The following is a 17038-nucleotide window of genomic DNA, read 5'->3' as shown; positions in this document are numbered from 1 at the left end:
GGCAGGCTCATCTCAGGCCTCCAATGCCGCGACCATCAACACTGCATCTGCGGCCTCTTCGCCCTTCTTGACGAAATGGTCGTGGAAGAATGCGATATGCTCTTTCGTTGGCTGAAAGTGGTGCGGCGTGAGCGAGACCGAGAACGTCGGTACGCTCGTCTCCAACTGCGCACGCATCAGACCGTCGACCACAGCCTGTGCGACAAAATCATGGCGGTAGATGCCGCCATCGACGACGAGCGCGGCACAGACGATAGCGTCGTAATTGCCGCTCCGGCCCAGCTTTTGCGCCAGCAGTGGCATCTCGAAGGCACCGGGGACGTCGAAGGTCGCGATCTTTGCCGTTGCGCCGCACGCGGCAAGACGCTTTTCGAATCCGATCAGCGCCTGATCGACGATCTCAGCGTGCCATCGGGCCTTGATGAAGGCAATGTTAGTGATGTCAGTCATGGAACCATCCTTTGCGTTTCAAAAATGGTCCCAAGGCGATGCCACCCGCACGGGCCCAAGGGCTCGACGGCTGGTTCTCTTCCATCCGGACTTTAACCGTCGGCCCCGGAATTTCACCGGTGTCTGCTTGACCCTTCCGGCAGATACCGAAAGGCGCTCGCGGGCTATCACCGCCGGTGGGGAATTTCACCCCGCCCTGAGAACGCGCACCTAATGACGGGAATAGCCGCAAAAGACAAGTCTGTGTCTGAAAGGCGGGTTCAGACATTCAAATCGCGCACCCCACTGTGAGTTATGACTGGATCTGGTGTTTGGGCGATTTGAAGGTTGGCGGCGTATCTGGTTGAATTGTTGTTGCGAGACAGCAGCCCAACCAAAGGAAATACACCACCATGGAAACGACTAACATTATTGATTTTGCGCGTCGAGACGGGATGACGGATGCGCTGACGGAATTGCTCAGAACGGGAGCGCAGGAATTGATCGCGACAGCAGTTGAGGCAGAGCTTGCCAGCTATCTTGCGCAGTTCGCCGACATGCGCACGGATTCAGGTCACGCGGCCGTCGTGCGCAATGGACATCATCCAGAGCGACCACTCCAAACCAGCATTGGCCCTGTGAGTGTTCGCATTCCCAAGGCTCGCTCAAAAGACGGCACGCCTGTGACCTTCCGCTCTGCCTTGGTGCCGCCCTATGTGCGCCGCACCAAGACGCTGGAGGCGGCCTTGCCCTGGCTCTACCTCAAAGGGATTTCCAGCGGCGAAATGGGCGCGGCACTCAAAGTTCTTCTGGGTCCTGATGCGACTGGACTGTCGGCGAATACAGTCTCGCGCCAACTTTGGGTGCGCGAGAGCACCCAGAGTTGGCGCGAGGTGCTTCTCAGCCTCAAAGATCGGGGAATGAATGCCCCAAAGCTGGCGATCGGGGATGGCGCCATGGGGTTCTGGGCGGCACTGGAAGAAGTCTATCCGACGTCCCGTCAGCAGCGGTGCTGGCAGCACAAGACGATGAATGTGCTCTACTGCCTGCCCAAGCTATCCCAGCCAAAGGCCAAAGCTGCGATCCACAACATCTGGCAGGCCGAGACCAAAGAGGATGCGGAGAAGGCCTTCGATTTGTTCATCAAAAGCTATGAGGCCAAGTATCCCAAGGCGACGTTGTGCCTGCAAAAAGATCGGGCCGAACTCATGGCATTCTTCGACTTCCCAGCTCAGCATTGGCAAAGCATCCGCACCAGCAATCCGATTGAATCTGCCTTCGCCACGATCCGACATCGCACCAAGCGATCAAAGGGCTGCCAGTCACGCGATGGCATGCTACACATGATGTTCAAACTGGGCCAATGCGCCGAGCAAAACTGGAGAAAACTACGCGGCTTTGATTACCTCGCTAAAGTCATCACAGGCTTCAGGTTCAAAAACGGAATTGAAGCCACAACCACAGACCAGATCGCCGCCAACCTTCAAATCGCCCAAACACATGGTGTGAGTGCGGCGGCCGCTCTGTAGCAGCCCGTCGTGTTCTGTAGGTTAATGGCATGGATAGCCACAAGGAGAACAACCATGACATATTAGGCAGGTTTGGACGTATCTTTGAGAGAGATTTCTGTATGCGTCATTGATGAAGACGGAACAATCATAACCCGCGCCACGATACCGGCGGACCCGATGGCAGTTGACGGCTGGTTCAAGAACCGAAAGCTCAGCCCCAAAATCATCGTGCATGAAAGCGGACAACTGTCGATTTGGTTGCAAAGGGGCTTTCAAGAGCTAGGCCTGCCAGTTGTTTGTATTGATGCCAGGCGCGCCCATAAAAGTCTCTCCGCCCGGATCAACAAGTCAGATGCATCTGATGCAGAAGGCCTCGCTCAGCTGGCGCGGACAGGGTGGTTCACGCCGGTGTATATCAGGTCCGTTGAGGCAGACCGCGTTCGTGCACTTGTCGGTGCCCGCGAGAGGCTGATCCGCTTGCGTAAGGATCTCGAAGGTCATGTGCGTGGTGTGCTGAAAACGTTTGGCATTCGCGTGACGGGCATCACAAAAGGAAAGCAGAGGCAGAATTTTCGCGATCAACTCGCGGTAGCGGGCGAAACAGACCCGATCCTGCGCACGCTGGCAGATGGCTTCAGCGACATCCACGCACGGCTGTGCGAGGCGGCTGCCGATTTGGAAAAAGCGTTGAAGACTAAGGCTGCAAGGCACTCCGTAGCCAAACGTTTCATGACGATCCCGGGCGTTGGTCCGCTCGTGTCACTCAGTTTCATCGCACTCATTGAAGACCCTAGCAGGTTCGCCAAATCATCTGATGTGGGCGCGTTCCTTGGACTGACGCCCAAACGATTCCAATCCGGTGATGTCGACTGGTCAGGTCGCATCTCGAAACAGGGGGATAAGGCAATGAGAGCATTGTTGGTCGATGCGGCTTTGTTGCACAAATCCCATCATGAGGGGATTCACTGTGTGAATCCAGCGTGGTAGCGGGTTGCGATGAGCAGCTGGACACCGACTACGTACAAGACCCGGAACTGGGCAGAGTACAATCATTCACTTAAGCAGCGGGGATCGCTGTCGATCTGGTTTGATCCAGAGATGTCATGGGAAGCAGAGGCCTCTGGACGCCGTGGGCGTCAGAAAACCTACAGCGATGCAGCCATCCAAGCCTGTTTGACCCTCAAGGTACTATTCGGCTTGCCCTTGCGGCAGACGACCGGGTTTGTGGAGAGCTTGCTGAAACGGGTTGAGCTGGACTGGTCGGTGCCGGACTTCAGTACCCTGTGTCGGCGTCAGAAGACGTTGTCCGTCGCCATCCCTTACAAGGGATCAGCAGGACCACTTCACCTGCTTGTCGACAGCACAGGCATTAAGGCTGAAGGCGAAGGAGAGTGGAATGCCCGCAAGCATGGCGGTCCAAAGCGCCGCTTGTGGCGCAAGATCCACATTGGGGTCGATGAGGAAACGCTGGAGATCCGCGCGATCGAGGTGACGAGTAGCAGCATTGGGGACGCCCCGATGCTGCCAGACTTGCTCAGCCAGATCCCACCTGATCAGGAGCTTGGCAGCGTCACGGCGGACGGAGCATATGATACACGCAAATGCCATGATGCGATTGCGGCACGCAATGCGCACGCCGTCATACCCCCGCGCAAGAACGCCAAGATGTGGAAACCTGACACAGCAGGAGCGAAAGCGCGTAACGAAGCAGTGCGATCCTCAAAGTATCTGGGTCGTGCTTTGTGGCGAAACCTGACTGGATATCACCGCCGGAGCCGCGTTGAGACAAAAATGCATTGTGTAAAGCTACTCGGTCAGCGCCTCTCGGCGCGGGACTTCGATCGCCAGGTTGCAGAGATCCAGATCCGTGCCGCGATCCTAAACGGCTTCACAGCTCTTGGCATACCGCGTACGGTCGCCGTAGGCTAAATCCGTCCGGGGTCAGGGGAAACACGTCCCCAAGCGGGTTTGTGCAACAAAGCCCTGTATCATGTCGATGCCGCCAAACGGCACGGATCGGACGAGGCTGCCTTGATCGAGGCTTTGGAGGTCGCAGTCGAAATGGGTGGTGGCCCCGCCATCATGTATGCTGGCAAAGCGTTGGAGGCATTCCGCGCACTTTGAACGCCAAGAATGGGAGGGAGCGATGGCATATTTTTTGACAGTCGACGGGGGCACAGAAAGCCTGCGTGCGCGCATTTACGACCTTAAGGGGACGTGTCTGGGAAGCCACGCGGAAACATACAAGACGACGTTTTCAGCGGGGGCGCGGGCCGAACAAAACCCGGCGGATTGGTGGGCCAACTTCTTGATCGCTTCCAAAGTCGCGATCAAAGAGGCTGGCGTCGACCCCGCCCAGATCGAAGCGATTACCTGCGCGACAACATGCTGCTCTGTTGTCGCACTTGATAAAGAAGGCCATGCTTTGCGACCTGCATTGATCTGGATGGACGTGCGCGCCAACAAAGAGGCAGACGCCGTTCTGGCAACGGGCGACGCGGCACTTGATTTGAACAGCGCGGGGGCGGGCCCTGTGTCGGCCGAGTGGATGATCCCCAAAGCACTTTGGCTCAAGCGCAACGAGCCTGAGATCTACGATAAGGCCCACCGAATTTGCGAATATCAGGATTATATGACCTATCACCTGACCGGGGAATGGGCTGCGAGCCTTGATAATGTTGGCCTTCGCTGGCACTACCGCAATCGCGATGGGGGGTGGGCCACATCGTTGGTTAATGCCCTTGGAATGGGTGATCTGCTGGACAAATGGCCGGACCGCGTCGTCGCACCTGGTGATGTTGTGGGCACGTTGACCGCGTCTGCGGCGAATGAACTTGGCATGCCGCAATCGACCAAGGTCGTGCAGGGCGGGGCCGATGCATTGATCGGCATGATTGGCCTTGGGGTCGCAAAGCCCGGACAGATTGCGATGGTCACCGGTTCGTCCCACCTGCAATTTGGCGTCACCGAAGCGCCGCTAAGCGCGCCGGGCGTCTGGGGCGCGTATGCTGATATCGTTTATCCTGATCGCTATATTGTCGAAGGCGGCCAAACCTCGACCGGATCGATCATCAACTGGCTGGGCCGTCTGACCGGCGGGCTGGATTTCGATGAGCTGAACGCGAAAGCAGCCGAACTTGCGCCCGGCAGTGACGGGCTGATTGTTCAAGACCATTTTCAGGGGAACCGGACACCTTATACCGACCCGCTGTCGCGTGGCGCAATCGTCGGTCTCACGCTGGCGCACGAAAAACACCACATCTTCCGAGCCATGATGGAAGGCATCGGATTTGGCACCCGCGCGATTTTGGACGCATTCAAGGCGGCCGGTTACGCAGCGGATGAAATGACGGTGGGCGGTGGCGCATCCGCCTCACAGCTGTGGTTGCAAATCCATGCGGATACGTCGGGCCTTCCGGTGCGTGTGCCATCTTCGCCTGACGCGCCATCAACCGGCTCTGCCGTGCTGGCAGCCCATGGCGCAGGCCATTTTGCCACAATCGACGACGGGATCGCGGCGATGGTTCATCCGGGCCGCACAATCGACCCGATTGCCGCGAATGTTGCGCAATATCGGGATATCTATGACCGCTACCGCGCGCTTTACCCTGCTCTGAAAGGTGTTCAACGGTGAGCATCACAACCCGATTGGACCTAAGCAACAAGGTCGCGCTGGTCACGGGTGGGGCCAAAGGCATCGGCGCGGCGATCAGTCAAGCCTTGGCCGAGGCCGGTGCAACTGTTGTCATCGTTGATTTGGACGAAGAGGCGGGGCAGACACTCGCAGCAGAATTAGGTGGTCGCTTTCACAAACTCGACGTCACCGACAGCAGTGCGTGCCAGTCCCTAGCAGACATTGAATTCCCCAACATCGTCATTGCTAACGCTGGGATCGTCCACAATTCCCCTTCTGCCGAGGTGGAGGCAAAAGACTTCGCCCGTGTGATCGACGTGAATCTTGGTGGTGTATTTAACACCTTACGCGCATTCGGGCCGAGAATGTTGACACGCGGTGAAGGTGCTTTTGTTTGCACGTCGTCTATGTGTGGCGAAATCGTCGTCTGGCCTCAACCGCAGGCCGCTTATAACGCTTCTAAAGCCGGGGTTAACCTGCTGGTCAAATCCATGGCCGTCGAATGGGCCAAATCCGGGGTGCGCGTCAATGCCGTCGCGCCGGGATATACGGCGACTGAATTGACGCTGGCAGGGCGGTCGCGGGCCGACTGGTTTGACACTTGGCTTGATCGTACGCCCATGGGCCGCTTGGGCGAACCCCACGAGATCGCGGATGCTGTAGTGTTCCTTGCTTCGGATGCCGCGAGCTTCATTACCGGAACCGTTTTGACGGTCGACGGTGGATATACAGCAACCTGAGGAGAAGACTGACATGACCGATAGCAAAACCGCGCTTGTGACAGGGGCCAGCCGTGGCATCGGTGCTGCCATCGCCCTGGGATTGGCCCAGCGTGGCTACGATGTGGCGCTCAACGGCTTGCCCAATCAAGACCATAATCTATCACAGGTCGCCACCGATATCCGGGCACTTGGTCAACGGGCTGAGGTGTACCATGCTGACGTCAGCAACCATACGCAGGTCAATTCCATGGCCGCGGCGATCTTGCATGATTTTGCCAAGATCGATGCCATCGTAAATAACGCAGGCATCCTGATCGCGGGTGCCGTCGACGGATTACCCGAGGACGCGTGGGACAGTGTGATGGACGTCAACGCCAAAGGATCTTTCATGGTGATACAGTCGTTCTTGCCGGCAATGAAGGCCCGCAACTACGGTCGGATTGTCAACATCGCCTCCATCGGTGGCAAACACGGCGCGCCCGAGCAGGCCCACTATTCCGCCTCCAAAGCGGCCGTGATGGGGTTCTCGCGGGTCTTGGCTCAAGAAGTCGGGCCAATGGGGATTACCGTCAACTGTGTGTGTCCGGGTATCATTTTGACAGAAATGGGCCGGGTAAACCTAGAAGACCCACAGGTGCGCAACGCGTGGCAAGAGAAAACCGCATTGGCACGCATTGGCGACCCCGAAGATGTTGTCGGCCCCGTAGCGTTTTTTGCATCAGACGAATCCGCCTTCGTGACAGGTCAAACGTTAAACGTAGACGGTGGTATTGTGTTCTCCTAACGTCAAAATCAGTTTTGCCAACTACCTTCGCAGCATTCGTGACTATGACCGGTGGTGCAAGGACAAGTCGACAGATATTGTTTCGGAGTTGGACTTTCGCTCGAGCGATCCATTAATCCGGTTTGCAGTTTTCAACGCCTACGGAGAGCTTGCAGACCGAGATAAGGTGAAGGGGATCCCTGTGCTTATGCCCAAGGACCTTGCAAAAATATTCGGCTTGTCCCGCACGATCGCGTTGACATACGTATTTTCCGATTGACTGGTTGGTCGCTCTATTCACACTCATGAGCTTGATATTGGTCCTGCTGCCTCGCAGACGTCGCTTTTGAACTTCTCGTGGTGGATGGAGGTTCTACTGATGGCTCAATTGATGTGGTAAGAGACTGGGCGACAGAGAAGCCCGATCACGCAAGTGTTCTTCATCTCATCAGACAGGAAAATCAGGGCGCCGCGGCTGCCCGCAACGCCGGTTGGAAAGCTGCGCGTGGGGAAGTCATCTTATTTCTGGATGCAGATGACACTTGGGAGGATCATCATGTTTCAGAGATACTGGTTCTCATGTCGGAATTCCCGGAAGCCGCGCTGTATGCAGATGCGTGGGGCGAGATTTCGCCGGATCGAACGGCAAAACACCACCGCTTCGGAATTGGATCTGATCGTCGCGGACCGCTAGTGTTCTGAGTCCGACATTTGCTACCGATTTCCCCTGATTTGGTCGAGCGCGTCGAGTGCGCGGCGCTCTCGGGTGAGGATGCCCTTGGCGGTTTTGCTCCAGACGAAGGGCTTCGGCTTGGCGTTGTGCTGGAGCAGGTAGTCGTAGATTGCGCCTTCGAGATCGTCGACGCTGGAGTAGCTGCCGCGGCGAATGCGCTTTGCCGTGATCTCGGCGAAGAAGCGCTCGACGAGGTTCAGCCAGGACGCGCTGGTGGGTGTGAAGTGCAGCTTGAACCGGGGATGCTTCTCCAGCCAGGCCTGCACCTCGGGCGTCTTGTGGGTGGCGTAGTTGTCGAGAACCAGATGGATGTCGCGCGGTTTCTTCACGGCCCGGTCGATCCGGCGGAGGAAGATCAGGAACTCCTTGGCGCGGTGGCGGGGCATGCAGTCGCCGATGACCAAGCCCGACTTGACGTCCAGCGCGGCGAAGAGCGTGGTGGTGCCATGGCGCTTGTAATCATGGGTCATCGTCGACGCGCGTCCCTTCTTGAGGGGCAGGCCCGGCTGCGTCCGATCGAGCGCCTGGATCTGGGACTTCTCATCGACGCAGAGCACAACAGCCCGATCCGGCGGGTTGAGGTAGAGCCCAACGATGTCGGTGACCTTCTCCTCGAACATAGGGTCGTTCGAGATCTTGAACCCCTTCACGATATGCGGCTTCAGCCCGGCATCCGCCCATATCCGCCCGACGCTCGACGGCGATATGCCCACCGCCTCGGCCATCGTCGTGCGGCTCCAGTGCGTGGCATTGGGCGGCGTCTCCTGCACGGTCTTCGCGATCACCTTCAACCGGACCTCCCTGGGAAGCGGCGGCACGCGCGAGGGACGCGTCTTGTCGCGCTTGAGCCCCGGCACGCCCTCATCGAGATACCGCTCCTGCCAGCGCCAGACCGTCGGCTTCGACATGCCCGTCCGCCGCATGATCGCAACGGTGCCCCGACCGTCCGCTGTCGCCAGCACGATATCTGCCCGCCAGACAAGCTTGCGCGGCGTGTTGCGGTTGGTCAGCAGGGCTTGAAGCTCAGCGCGGTCGGCGGGGCCAAGGTAAAGGCAGATGTCGGTTCGTCTCATCCGCCGATCATGCCACGATGCGGCGGCCTTGGGAATCTTATGTCAGGCGGGGAATACTAGCCTGTTTCTTTGAGGCAATGAGTTCCGGGCCCATGATCGTCTCCTCGAGCACAGCTGGAACGTGGAGAAGGTGCCTGATAGAGAGCCAGGGGTTTCCCGAAGGTGTCCGGTTTGGCGAAGACAAAATCGGCTGGGGCCGTTTGGCACTTTTGGGTGATGTTGTCTGGTCGCCGCGTATTGGTGCCATCTGGGACAAATCCGCCGACAACCGGAGCGAAAAGCTCTCAGGCTCAGCACCCCGCACCGATTGGCGTGATTTCCTGATCGAAGTGCTGGATGGCCCAGCAATCTCAAAGGCGACGCGGCGGAATATCCTGACTGCCGTCGCAGTTGAAAATGCCTGCCTCAGTGGTGAGATAACAGTCTTCTGCCATGACACGCCGGCGCTTTTCTCCGAACCCAATAGGGGCCAGACTTCAGGGATCGGGGTGCTGTAGGTCTGAAAGAGGGTCTGGGGTTTTAGGGGGCTTCCCTGAAACGGCATAAACAGTGTCCAAATCCAGCTCCCGCAACCAAAATACGCCAACAACCACAACACCACAGCGCCCCACGGGGCGCTTTTTGCGTTCGGACTTCTCCTCAATACCAAGGCTCAGGCCATGACCTGCTCCCCTGAAAAGTCCGCGATTTGGGGTCAGTCTGTTCCTTGCGAAGGAGACGGACGATGAAGCGATCAAGGTTCACGGAAGAACAGATCATCGACATATTGAAAGAGCATCAGGCCGGGCTTGGTGCGAAGGAGCTGTGCCGCAAGCACGGCGTCAGCGATGCGACCTTCTATAAATGGCGTGCAAAGTTTGGCGGCATGGAGGTGTCGGATGCGAAGAAGCTAAAGGCGCTCGAGGCCGAGCATACCAAGCTCAAGAAGCTGCTGGCCGAACAGATGATGGATGTGTCGACGCTGAAGGAAATGCTGGGAAAAGACGTCTGAAGCCTGGTGCGCGGCGGCGTGCCGTGGACTTGGCCATGACATAGAAAGGATACCGACAGCGGCGGGCCTGCGGTTTGGTTGGCATCGATCCGCGTGTTTGTCGGCGGTCAGAGACGCGATCGGAGGATATTGAGCTGCGGGCGCGACTGACGGATCTGTCATCCGAACGGCAGCGGTTCGAGTATGCTAACCGGTCAGAGGAAGACTAAAACCTGAACAGAGCTAACTCATAAACGAGGACTCTCAGGGGAGCAGGTCATATTCTGCAAAATCCCAACAATTTGTTCCTCTGTGAAACGCGACTTCCGTACTCTTTGTTCTTCTCGTTGCTTTGAACGTTACGAGGGCAAACTCTCCTTTTGAATGGTCCGAAATCTTGGGGATCAGATCACGTTGATGCGCAATCTTGCTAAGCGCGGCTTGTTAGCGTGACGAAGGCGCAGGCGATATGTGGAGCAAACAGCTGTTCAAAGTCTTTGGTGTGAATTGGCTGATAATTTAGCCGACGTCAGTTCAGCATGCGTGCCGAACTGACCTTCGTGATAGGTTAGCGGGCACATGCTTTGCTGTATCCAGACATCGCGAATCTCACCGAAAATCACCGTATGGGTCCCGTGCTCCAGATGATGTGCGGTGCGGCAATCGAAGCTGACGCAAGCACCGATAAGTGCGGGTGCGCCGGTTTCGCGGACGGACCACTTGCCCGTGTCGAACCGTGTTTCGCGTGCTGCGGGCGTGGCAAAGCGGGTGGCGATCGCGGATTGGTCGGCAGACAGAACATTGACGCAAAAGCAGCCGGCCCGCAGCAGGTGATCGTGGATCGACGCGCTGCGGTTGATACAGATCAACAGCGTCGGTGGCGCCGCACAGACCGATGTGACAGCTGTTGCGATCACGCCGTAGCGGAAGTTATCGTCAATTGTCGTGATCAGGCTGACACCGGCAGCAAGGCGGCGCATGCCATTCTTGAAATCGTCAGGTAGGGGCAAAAGGCGTCTCCATATTCAAAAGCTGAGGTGCGATTGTCGCCGCGATCCGCAGTAAACCTGCATCAGAGGCGCGCGGGCCAACCAGTTGAAGGCCGACCGGCAGACCCTCATGGCAGCCGGCAGGCAAGGCGATGCATGGCATCTGCAACGCCGTCCAGATCGCATTGAATAGCGGATTTCCCGGGATGCGGCCCAGCGGGGCTGTCCCTGGCGCAGCCGGGGCGAGCAAAGCTGCGATCCCTGCATCTGCCATCATCATTTCCAATTGCATCGCAAGTTCAGTCAGACGATCCCTTGCGCTGAACGCTGCACGCATTGTGCCTGATGTGCGGCTGTTGACCCGGTCGCAGAAATCTTGGTGCAGCCCACCCGGTTGCGTCTGCGCAAGGGGCAGGAAGGCTGCAGCCCCTTCTGCGAACATGATCTGCCTGTGCAAGCTGTCGATCTGTGCAAAATCTGCCGGCAACGTGAAGGGCAGGGCGCAAGGCAAGTTGGCTGCGCGGGTCAGCGCATCAATCATCGGCTGTGTTAGCCTGTCGTGGTAGGGCGTGTGACACAGGCCTAGAGTTATGCGGCCCACAGCACCATTGTCCGGCAAGTCAAACACGCCAGCGAGCAGGGCCATGTCCTCGACATGGCGGGCATGAAATCCGACGGTATCAAAACTTGGCGCGTAGGGTTTCAGTCCTTCGGTGGAAATTAGGCCGAAGCTGGGTTTCATGCCGTAGCTACCGCAAAAGCTGGCAGGGCGGATGGTCGATCCCCCGGTCTGCGTCGCAATCGCAAGTGGGACATGGCAATCAGCCACCGCCGCCGCGGACCCGGCGGAAGACCCGCCCGGCGTATGCGCTGGCTGTCTTGGGTTACAAGTCGCGGCATCCCGCCCTGCGGCGGCGAATTCGGTCGTGTCGGTTTTGCCGAGAATGATCGCACCTGCTGCGCGCAGCATCATGACGACGGCGGCGTCGCCTGCTGGCTGATGATGGGCGTAGAGTGGGGAGTTGTAGGTTGTCGGCATCTGCGCGGTGGCAAAGACATCCTTTACACCGATGGGCAAGCCCGCCAGGGGGCGCGGATCGTCCGCCTCGATCTGCTTCGCTTCCGCCTCTGCCTGCGGATTGAGGCAAAGCCATGCTTTGACAGCCTCATCGCGGCTGGCAATCCGTGCTAAGCATGCGCGTGTCAGATCAAGCGCTGTGAAGTCTCGGCGCAGGATCCCTGCGCGCGCCTGAACGGCACCAAGCTGTGTCAGATCTTTCATGGCTGCATCAGGTGATGTGCTGTCACCCCCTGAAATGCCGCGCCAAGCGCAAGACACAGCGCATCGTCATAAGGCCGCGCGACGATTTGTATCCCGAGTGGCAGACCGCTTGATCCGACCCCGGAGGGTAGCATCAGCGCCGGAAAGCCGACCAGATCCCAGATCATTGTATTGCGAGAGATGATATCGAACCCATGTGGCGTTCCATCGATATCGATCCGCAAGCCATCAAGGTGCCCGGCCTCGCCGCCAAGGCCGGGGGTGACCAGCACATCAACGTCCCATCGCGCCAGAAGCCTTCCGATCAGGGCGCTGCGATGACCCATGGCGAGCAGATAGTCCGCGGCGGCGATTTTTTCACCGCGCGAGATACGCGACTGCAGGCCTGCATCCTGTGCCTCACGCCGATTTTTGTTGTGCCGCTGGCTCGCGGCGAGTTCGGCTGTCAGGATGGTCCACCCCGCCTCATGATTGGCGGCCATCTCGCCGAATGTTGTGGCTGTGTCGATTGGCACGCAGGTCGCGCCCAGTGTTTCCATGACCTGCAGCGCCGCGCGCCAAGCTTGCAGAACTGCGGTATCGACTTTATCGGTGAACCAGCCGTCCGGCACGCCGATGCGCAATTGATACAGTCGGCGCGGCTGTACCTCGCCCAGTATCGCCATGACCTTCACCAGATCCGCTGCGCAAAGTCCCATCGGGCCCAGATGATCCAGCGTCCAGCTCAGCGGTGCGACCCCGACAGTCGACAGTAAGGCGCGTGTCGGCTTCAGCCCGGTGATCCCGCACCAGCAGGACGGCACACGGATTGACCCGCCGGTATCGGTGCCAAGCGCGAAGGGCAGCAGGCGTCGCGCCACGGCGGCACCTGATCCGGTCGACGACCCGCCCGTCCAACGGTCGGCATCGTAGGGATTGGTCACAACACCATGCCTTGGATTGAACGGTGAGCCTGCGGCGAATTCTGTGGTCGCCAGCATCGCGACGGGGATCGCGCCTGCCTCGCGCAGCCGGGCCACAGCATGCGCATCTTTTGCGGCAGCATGTGATCCGGTCAACAGCGACCCGAAAGTGATTTCTGCGCCCGCGACATCAATGATCGCCTTTACTCCGAAAAGAATGCCTTCCAGCGGACGCGCCTTGCCGGCCTGCCAGCGCGCGGTGGAATCCTCCACCGCAGCGGTGCTATCCAGCACCGACAGAACTGCCTCTGCCGCCCTCGGCGCGTTGACCGCCGCACGAAAGCGGGCGAATTCTGCGGCTGGGCTGGTCTGACCTTTTGCGTATTGCGACAGTAGATCAGCAATGCCGTCCGGCGCGCCGATCGTGTCCCAGTCAGCATGCGGCGCCGACAAACGCCTGACACATGCCTTCAGATCAAAGGCGCCAAAAGGGTCGGCGGGCGGCCCGAGAGGAAGGCCGCCCGATGGGATGGCGTCTTTCATTCAGCAGCAAGCGCCAGCTTGCTTTGACGGCATTGCATCAACGGCTGCACCTTTTGGCCAAAGGTATCCAGACCTTCAAGGAAATCATCGAAGGTCATCATGATACCTTTCACGCCTTCGATGTTTGCCACATCATCCAGCATCCGCGCGACCGTCTCATAGGATCCGACCAGAGTGCCCATATTGAAATTCACCGCACCCTGTGGCAGGTTGATGTGCTTTGCGGTCGAGGTATCATCGGCGGCCGTGTCCTTGGACCCTTGATCCGCCATCCAGGCCAGCGCGTCAGCATCGACGCCAGAGCGCAGATGTTCCCAGCGCGCCATTGCCTTTTCATCGGTCTCGTCTGCGATAATCATGAACAGCACATAGGCACCGACATCGCGGCCTGCCTGTTTCGCGGCCTTGACCAGCGTTTCAGCACCGTCCGAAAATGCGAGCGGCGTGTTGATCCCGACACCCATGACAAAATTGTAATCGGCATGTTCGGCGGCAAAGGCCATGCCCTTGGCTGATTGCCCGGCTGCGACGATTTCAACCTTGCTTGGCTGTGGCGAGAGTTTGCAATCATCCATGGTGAAGTACTTGCCCTTGAAATCGGACGTGCCGTTTTCCCAAAGATCGCGCATGACGCTGACATATTCGGCACCGTAATCGTAGCGATAGCCAAAATATGCGTCGCCGGGCCAAAGATCCATCTGGGTATATTCGTTCTTGGCCCAGCCGGTGACGATATTCACACCAAACCGCCCCGGTGCGATGGAATCGATCGTTGATGCCATCCGCGCTACAAGCGCTGGCGGTAGAGTAAGGATTGCTGTCGAGGCAAACAGCTTGATCTTGCTGGTGACTGCGGCCAGCCCGGCCATCAGCGTGAAGCTTTCGAGATTATGATCCCAGAATTCAGTCTTGCCGCCGAAACCACGCAGTTTGATCATCGAAAGCGCGAATTCGAGGCCGTAGCCCTCTGCCTTTTGCACGACCTGTTTATTCAGTTCAAACGAGGGTTTGTATTGTGGCGCGGTTTCAGAAATCAGCCAGCCGTTGTTCCCGATAGGATAAAGACGCCCATGTCCATAGCAATACCTTCCTGTTGGGGTTTGTATGGACATGGTTTCGATTTTGGTGGTCCGTGCTAGTCTTTGGTGGGGTTAAATGTCCGGACAATGCTAAAATTTTTGCGGCGCCCGGAATTCTTGCTACCTATTGGTGTGGTTGTCGAAATTTTGAACATGTCATGTCCCCGGCTCACCCGCTGACAGCACGGTCCGGTAACTGAACCGTTCCGCCGGCAGGGTCTGAATCGCATATTCTAGCAAACGCCCGCGCGATGACAAATAGCGGCGTGTCATCCGCAAAGCGAGCGATCCTGTGGGCAGCATCAGTTTTCCTGCCAGATCAGCTGTCAGTTGTACCGGTGACAGTTCCTGATGGATTGAGGCAATTCGCTCTCCGGTGTAACTTTCGACCATATGGAACAGCGCCTTGCGCAGAACGTCCACGCCCTGCAGCACCTCTGCCACGCTTTCATCAAGATAGACCTCGTTCCAACAAAAAGGCAGGTCTTCGCCCTTAAAATAACGCAAACCAGCGGCATAGGTGAAGGCGCGACCGGTGGTAATTCCCATTTCATGCGCGATCTCCTGGCGGGCGATCACCTCTGTCTTGGTCTGGAAATGCAGTTCCGAATCGCGCGAGAAGTCGAACAGATCATGCCGTGACTGGCCCCGGAACCGGGTGCGCCAATCATTGCCTTTGGTATTCACCATCGTACCCACCCCTTTACGCGCGGTGACGGTGCCATTGCGTTTCAACTGATCAATCGCCTGACGCACAGTATAGCGCGACACCTGAAATGCACTCACAAGCTCCGCCTCGGTCGGCAGCAGGGTTCCGATGGGATAGATATCGTCGCGAATGCGTTGTTCCAGTTTATGCGCGATCTGTAGATAGAGCGGTGAGGCGCGGTCCAGGTGGGGGGGCATATCGGGTTTGCGTCCTCTTGTTATTTGTCCGGACATATGTGTATCTGGAGCGAAACGATACAAACGTACCTGTGGCAGATCATATTATGTCAAGTCTACAACACTTTGGCGAGACTCAGCCTTCTACTTCGCAGGTGTGGCTGACGCTATCGCGGATGACCGCCGTTCAGATTGCCGCAACCTCGAGCGTTCTTGCTTTGACCGCACTTGCCCCGATTGTTGCAGGAACGATTGGCGTTGGTGCTTACTGGATCGGGTATCAGGTGAGCTTTATCTACTTCGCAGGGCTTTTCGCATCGCTTTGCGCCGGCAGTCTGGTCGCGCGGCTTAGCGGTGAGGCGATCATTGCAACCGAACTGGTCCTGCTGATCATCGGTCTGGTGCTGCTGGCCAGCGCCAGCCCGGTGCTGATGGTCGCGGCCTCCGTCCTGTTCGGGATTGCCTACGGCATCAACAACCCTGCGTCATCCGTCATTCTGCAAGAGGTGGCATCGGACAAACGCCGCAGCCTGATCTTTTCGCTCAAGCAAAGTGGTGTGCCTTTGGGGGCGGTTGTCGCCAGTGCTTTTCTACCGCCGTTGGCGCTGTGGCTGTCAAGCTGGCAGGCAGCGATATTGGCGCTGTCGTTTTTGCCTGCGATCCTTTTGCCGCCGACCTTGCGGCGTATGTGGCACCGGCCCGCGCGCCGCCGCGGGCGGTTTCCCGGCATATTCTCAACCGCCGTGAACGAGCAAAAGGCGATCATGCGCGATCCTGCCTTGCGCACGCTTGCGGCGCTGGGTTGTCTTATGTCGGCAATGCAGTTGACGGTGACAGCCTTCGCAGTTGTGTCCTTGGTCGAGATCGGTTGGTCGATCACCGCTGCCGGTGCCTTGGGCGCGGCTTTGCAGATTGCTGGCGCGACAGGCCGCGTGGGCTGGGGAGTTGTTGCTGACCGGTTTGGTCCGTTTCGCGTGCTATCGGCGCTCGGCTTTGCGGCGGGGGGGCTGTCACTGGCGCTCTACTTTCAACCTTTATTGCCGCAACTGGTTCTGGCCTTCGTCGTTGTTGCGCTTGGGGCCTGCGCCTCTGGCTGGAACGGCGTGTTTCTGGCAGCAATCGCCCGCACGGCATCGCCAGGGCGCGTCGGTGCTGCGACTGGGGCCATTTTGTCTTATACCTTTATTGGGGTGATCGTCGGGCCATCCTTATTCGCCGCACTTTACCAGCTGCTGGGAAGTTACCCGCTATGTTTTGCCATCGGTGCGATACCCGGTCTGATCGGTGGGGTGCTCGGCTATCGTCAGCACAAGGCAGATATATTTGTCCGGACATAAATAATCAGCAGTCCGTGGTTATAAGCGCCGATATTTTCAGCAAATTGCAAAATTAATCATAGAGATCATAAAATTGGCTTTATTTTATCAAATATGTCCGGACAATTGATTTGACCAACATACATGGGGACATGCCAATGAGACTCCGCACCACATATCTGCTTTTACCGCTCTTGATTCCTGCTA

The 17038-nt window shown here is 58.0% G+C and carries 17 protein-coding genes, 1 pseudogene and 1 riboswitch; of the genes and pseudogenes, 11 read left to right on the top strand and 7 right to left on the bottom strand.

All coding sequences use genetic code 11. The features are described 5' to 3' along the window. Positions 1-12 precede the first annotated feature (12 nt). Positions 13-450 carry a 6,7-dimethyl-8-ribityllumazine synthase gene (locus LOKVESSMR4R_RS12235; protein WP_087208780.1) on the bottom strand — a complete coding sequence of 146 codons (438 nt, stop codon included), beginning with the start codon at positions 448-450 and terminating at the stop codon, positions 13-15. A gap of 69 nt (positions 451-519) precedes the next feature. Beyond that, positions 520-658, bottom strand: a riboswitch (FMN riboswitch). Between the two features lie 184 nt (positions 659-842). Between LOKVESSMR4R_RS12235 and LOKVESSMR4R_RS12230 the strand changes: the two genes are divergently transcribed. The 8 genes from LOKVESSMR4R_RS12230 to LOKVESSMR4R_RS12195 all read left to right on the top strand — a co-directional run bounded on the left by LOKVESSMR4R_RS12230 (position 843) and on the right by LOKVESSMR4R_RS12195 (position 7761). Next, positions 843-1958 carry an IS256 family transposase gene (locus LOKVESSMR4R_RS12230; protein ID WP_087208778.1) on the top strand — a complete coding sequence of 372 codons (1116 nt, stop codon included), beginning with the start codon at positions 843-845 and terminating at the stop codon, positions 1956-1958. Between the two features lie 72 nt (positions 1959-2030). Continuing rightward, entirely contained in the window at positions 2031-2927 is an 897-nt protein-coding gene (locus LOKVESSMR4R_RS12225) for an IS110 family transposase (protein ID WP_257790129.1), read from the top strand. 9 nt (positions 2928-2936) lie between these two features. Beyond that, the gene (locus LOKVESSMR4R_RS12220) at positions 2937-3869 is read left to right on the top strand and encodes an IS5 family transposase (RefSeq protein WP_087207531.1); all 933 of its coding nucleotides are present in this window, start codon (positions 2937-2939) and stop codon (positions 3867-3869) included. 39 nt (positions 3870-3908) lie between these two features. Next, positions 3909-4064, top strand: coding sequence for a carboxymuconolactone decarboxylase family protein (locus LOKVESSMR4R_RS12215; RefSeq protein WP_237331778.1), 156 nt, complete (start codon positions 3909-3911; stop codon positions 4062-4064). After that, positions 4027-5574: an FGGY-family carbohydrate kinase gene (locus tag LOKVESSMR4R_RS12210; RefSeq protein ID WP_335673963.1), complete on the top strand. Its 1548-nt coding sequence runs from the start codon at positions 4027-4029 to the stop codon at positions 5572-5574. The genes LOKVESSMR4R_RS12215 and LOKVESSMR4R_RS12210 overlap by 38 nt, the downstream gene beginning before the upstream one ends. Then, positions 5571-6314 (top strand): SDR family NAD(P)-dependent oxidoreductase, encoded by a 744-nt coding sequence (locus tag LOKVESSMR4R_RS12205; RefSeq protein WP_204248666.1) that lies wholly within the window; start codon positions 5571-5573, stop codon positions 6312-6314. Before LOKVESSMR4R_RS12210 ends, LOKVESSMR4R_RS12205 begins: the two co-directional genes overlap by 4 nt. 13 nt (positions 6315-6327) lie before the next feature. Continuing rightward, positions 6328-7080 carry an SDR family NAD(P)-dependent oxidoreductase gene (locus LOKVESSMR4R_RS12200; protein ID WP_087213144.1) on the top strand — a complete coding sequence of 251 codons (753 nt, stop codon included), beginning with the start codon at positions 6328-6330 and terminating at the stop codon, positions 7078-7080. 336 nt (positions 7081-7416) lie between these two features. Next, on the top strand, positions 7417-7761 hold the full coding sequence (locus tag LOKVESSMR4R_RS12195; protein ID WP_087208774.1) for a glycosyltransferase family A protein: 345 nt from the start codon (positions 7417-7419) through the stop codon (positions 7759-7761). A 12-nt stretch (positions 7762-7773) separates the two neighbouring features. Here the strand turns inward: LOKVESSMR4R_RS12195 and LOKVESSMR4R_RS12190 are convergent, their stop codons facing one another. Continuing rightward, positions 7774-8865, bottom strand: coding sequence for an IS630 family transposase (locus tag LOKVESSMR4R_RS12190; RefSeq protein WP_087207240.1), 1092 nt, complete (start codon positions 8863-8865; stop codon positions 7774-7776). Between the two features lie 92 nt (positions 8866-8957). On the opposite strand from LOKVESSMR4R_RS12190, the gene LOKVESSMR4R_RS12185 reads away from it, so the two are divergent. Further along, the gene (locus LOKVESSMR4R_RS12185) at positions 8958-9362 is read left to right on the top strand and encodes a hypothetical protein (RefSeq protein ID WP_157898210.1); all 405 of its coding nucleotides are present in this window, start codon (positions 8958-8960) and stop codon (positions 9360-9362) included. 227 nt (positions 9363-9589) lie between these two features. After that, positions 9590-10041: pseudogene (locus LOKVESSMR4R_RS12180) on the top strand (transposase); the annotation flags it as partial. Positions 10042-10323: 282 nt separating this feature from the next. On the opposite strand, the gene LOKVESSMR4R_RS12175 reads toward LOKVESSMR4R_RS12180, so the two are convergent. The 5 genes from LOKVESSMR4R_RS12175 to LOKVESSMR4R_RS12155 all read right to left on the bottom strand — a co-directional run bounded on the left by LOKVESSMR4R_RS12175 (position 10324) and on the right by LOKVESSMR4R_RS12155 (position 15599). Beyond that, the gene (locus tag LOKVESSMR4R_RS12175) at positions 10324-10815 is read right to left on the bottom strand and encodes a flavin reductase family protein (RefSeq protein WP_087208771.1); all 492 of its coding nucleotides are present in this window, start codon (positions 10813-10815) and stop codon (positions 10324-10326) included. Between the two features lie 16 nt (positions 10816-10831). Continuing rightward, entirely contained in the window at positions 10832-12106 is a 1275-nt protein-coding gene (locus tag LOKVESSMR4R_RS12170) for an amidase (RefSeq protein WP_087208769.1), read from the bottom strand. Further along, the gene (locus tag LOKVESSMR4R_RS12165; protein ID WP_087208767.1) at positions 12103-13551 is read right to left on the bottom strand and encodes an amidase; all 1449 of its coding nucleotides are present in this window, start codon (positions 13549-13551) and stop codon (positions 12103-12105) included. Before LOKVESSMR4R_RS12165 ends, LOKVESSMR4R_RS12170 begins: the two co-directional genes overlap by 4 nt. After that, positions 13548-14663, bottom strand: coding sequence for a pyrimidine utilization protein A (gene rutA, locus LOKVESSMR4R_RS12160; RefSeq protein WP_087208765.1), 1116 nt, complete (start codon positions 14661-14663; stop codon positions 13548-13550). The genes LOKVESSMR4R_RS12165 and rutA overlap by 4 nt, the downstream gene beginning before the upstream one ends. Positions 14664-14786: 123 nt before the next feature. Then, complete coding sequence (locus tag LOKVESSMR4R_RS12155; RefSeq protein ID WP_157898209.1) at positions 14787-15599, bottom strand: GntR family transcriptional regulator; 813 nt, start codon at positions 15597-15599, stop codon at positions 14787-14789. Positions 15600-15691: 92 nt separating this feature from the next. Here LOKVESSMR4R_RS12155 and LOKVESSMR4R_RS12150 point away from each other — a divergent pair, with 92 nt between their 5' ends. After that, positions 15692-16852 (top strand): MFS transporter, encoded by a 1161-nt coding sequence (locus LOKVESSMR4R_RS12150; protein ID WP_157898208.1) that lies wholly within the window; start codon positions 15692-15694, stop codon positions 16850-16852. Positions 16853-17038: the final 186 nt, after the last annotated feature.

The sequence above is a fragment of the Yoonia vestfoldensis genome (genome assembly GCF_002158905.1).
GTDB lineage: Bacteria > Pseudomonadota > Alphaproteobacteria > Rhodobacterales > Rhodobacteraceae > Yoonia > Yoonia vestfoldensis_B.
The sequence above is the reverse complement of the archived record's forward strand: the minus strand, read 5'-3'. Positions and strand labels throughout refer to the sequence as shown.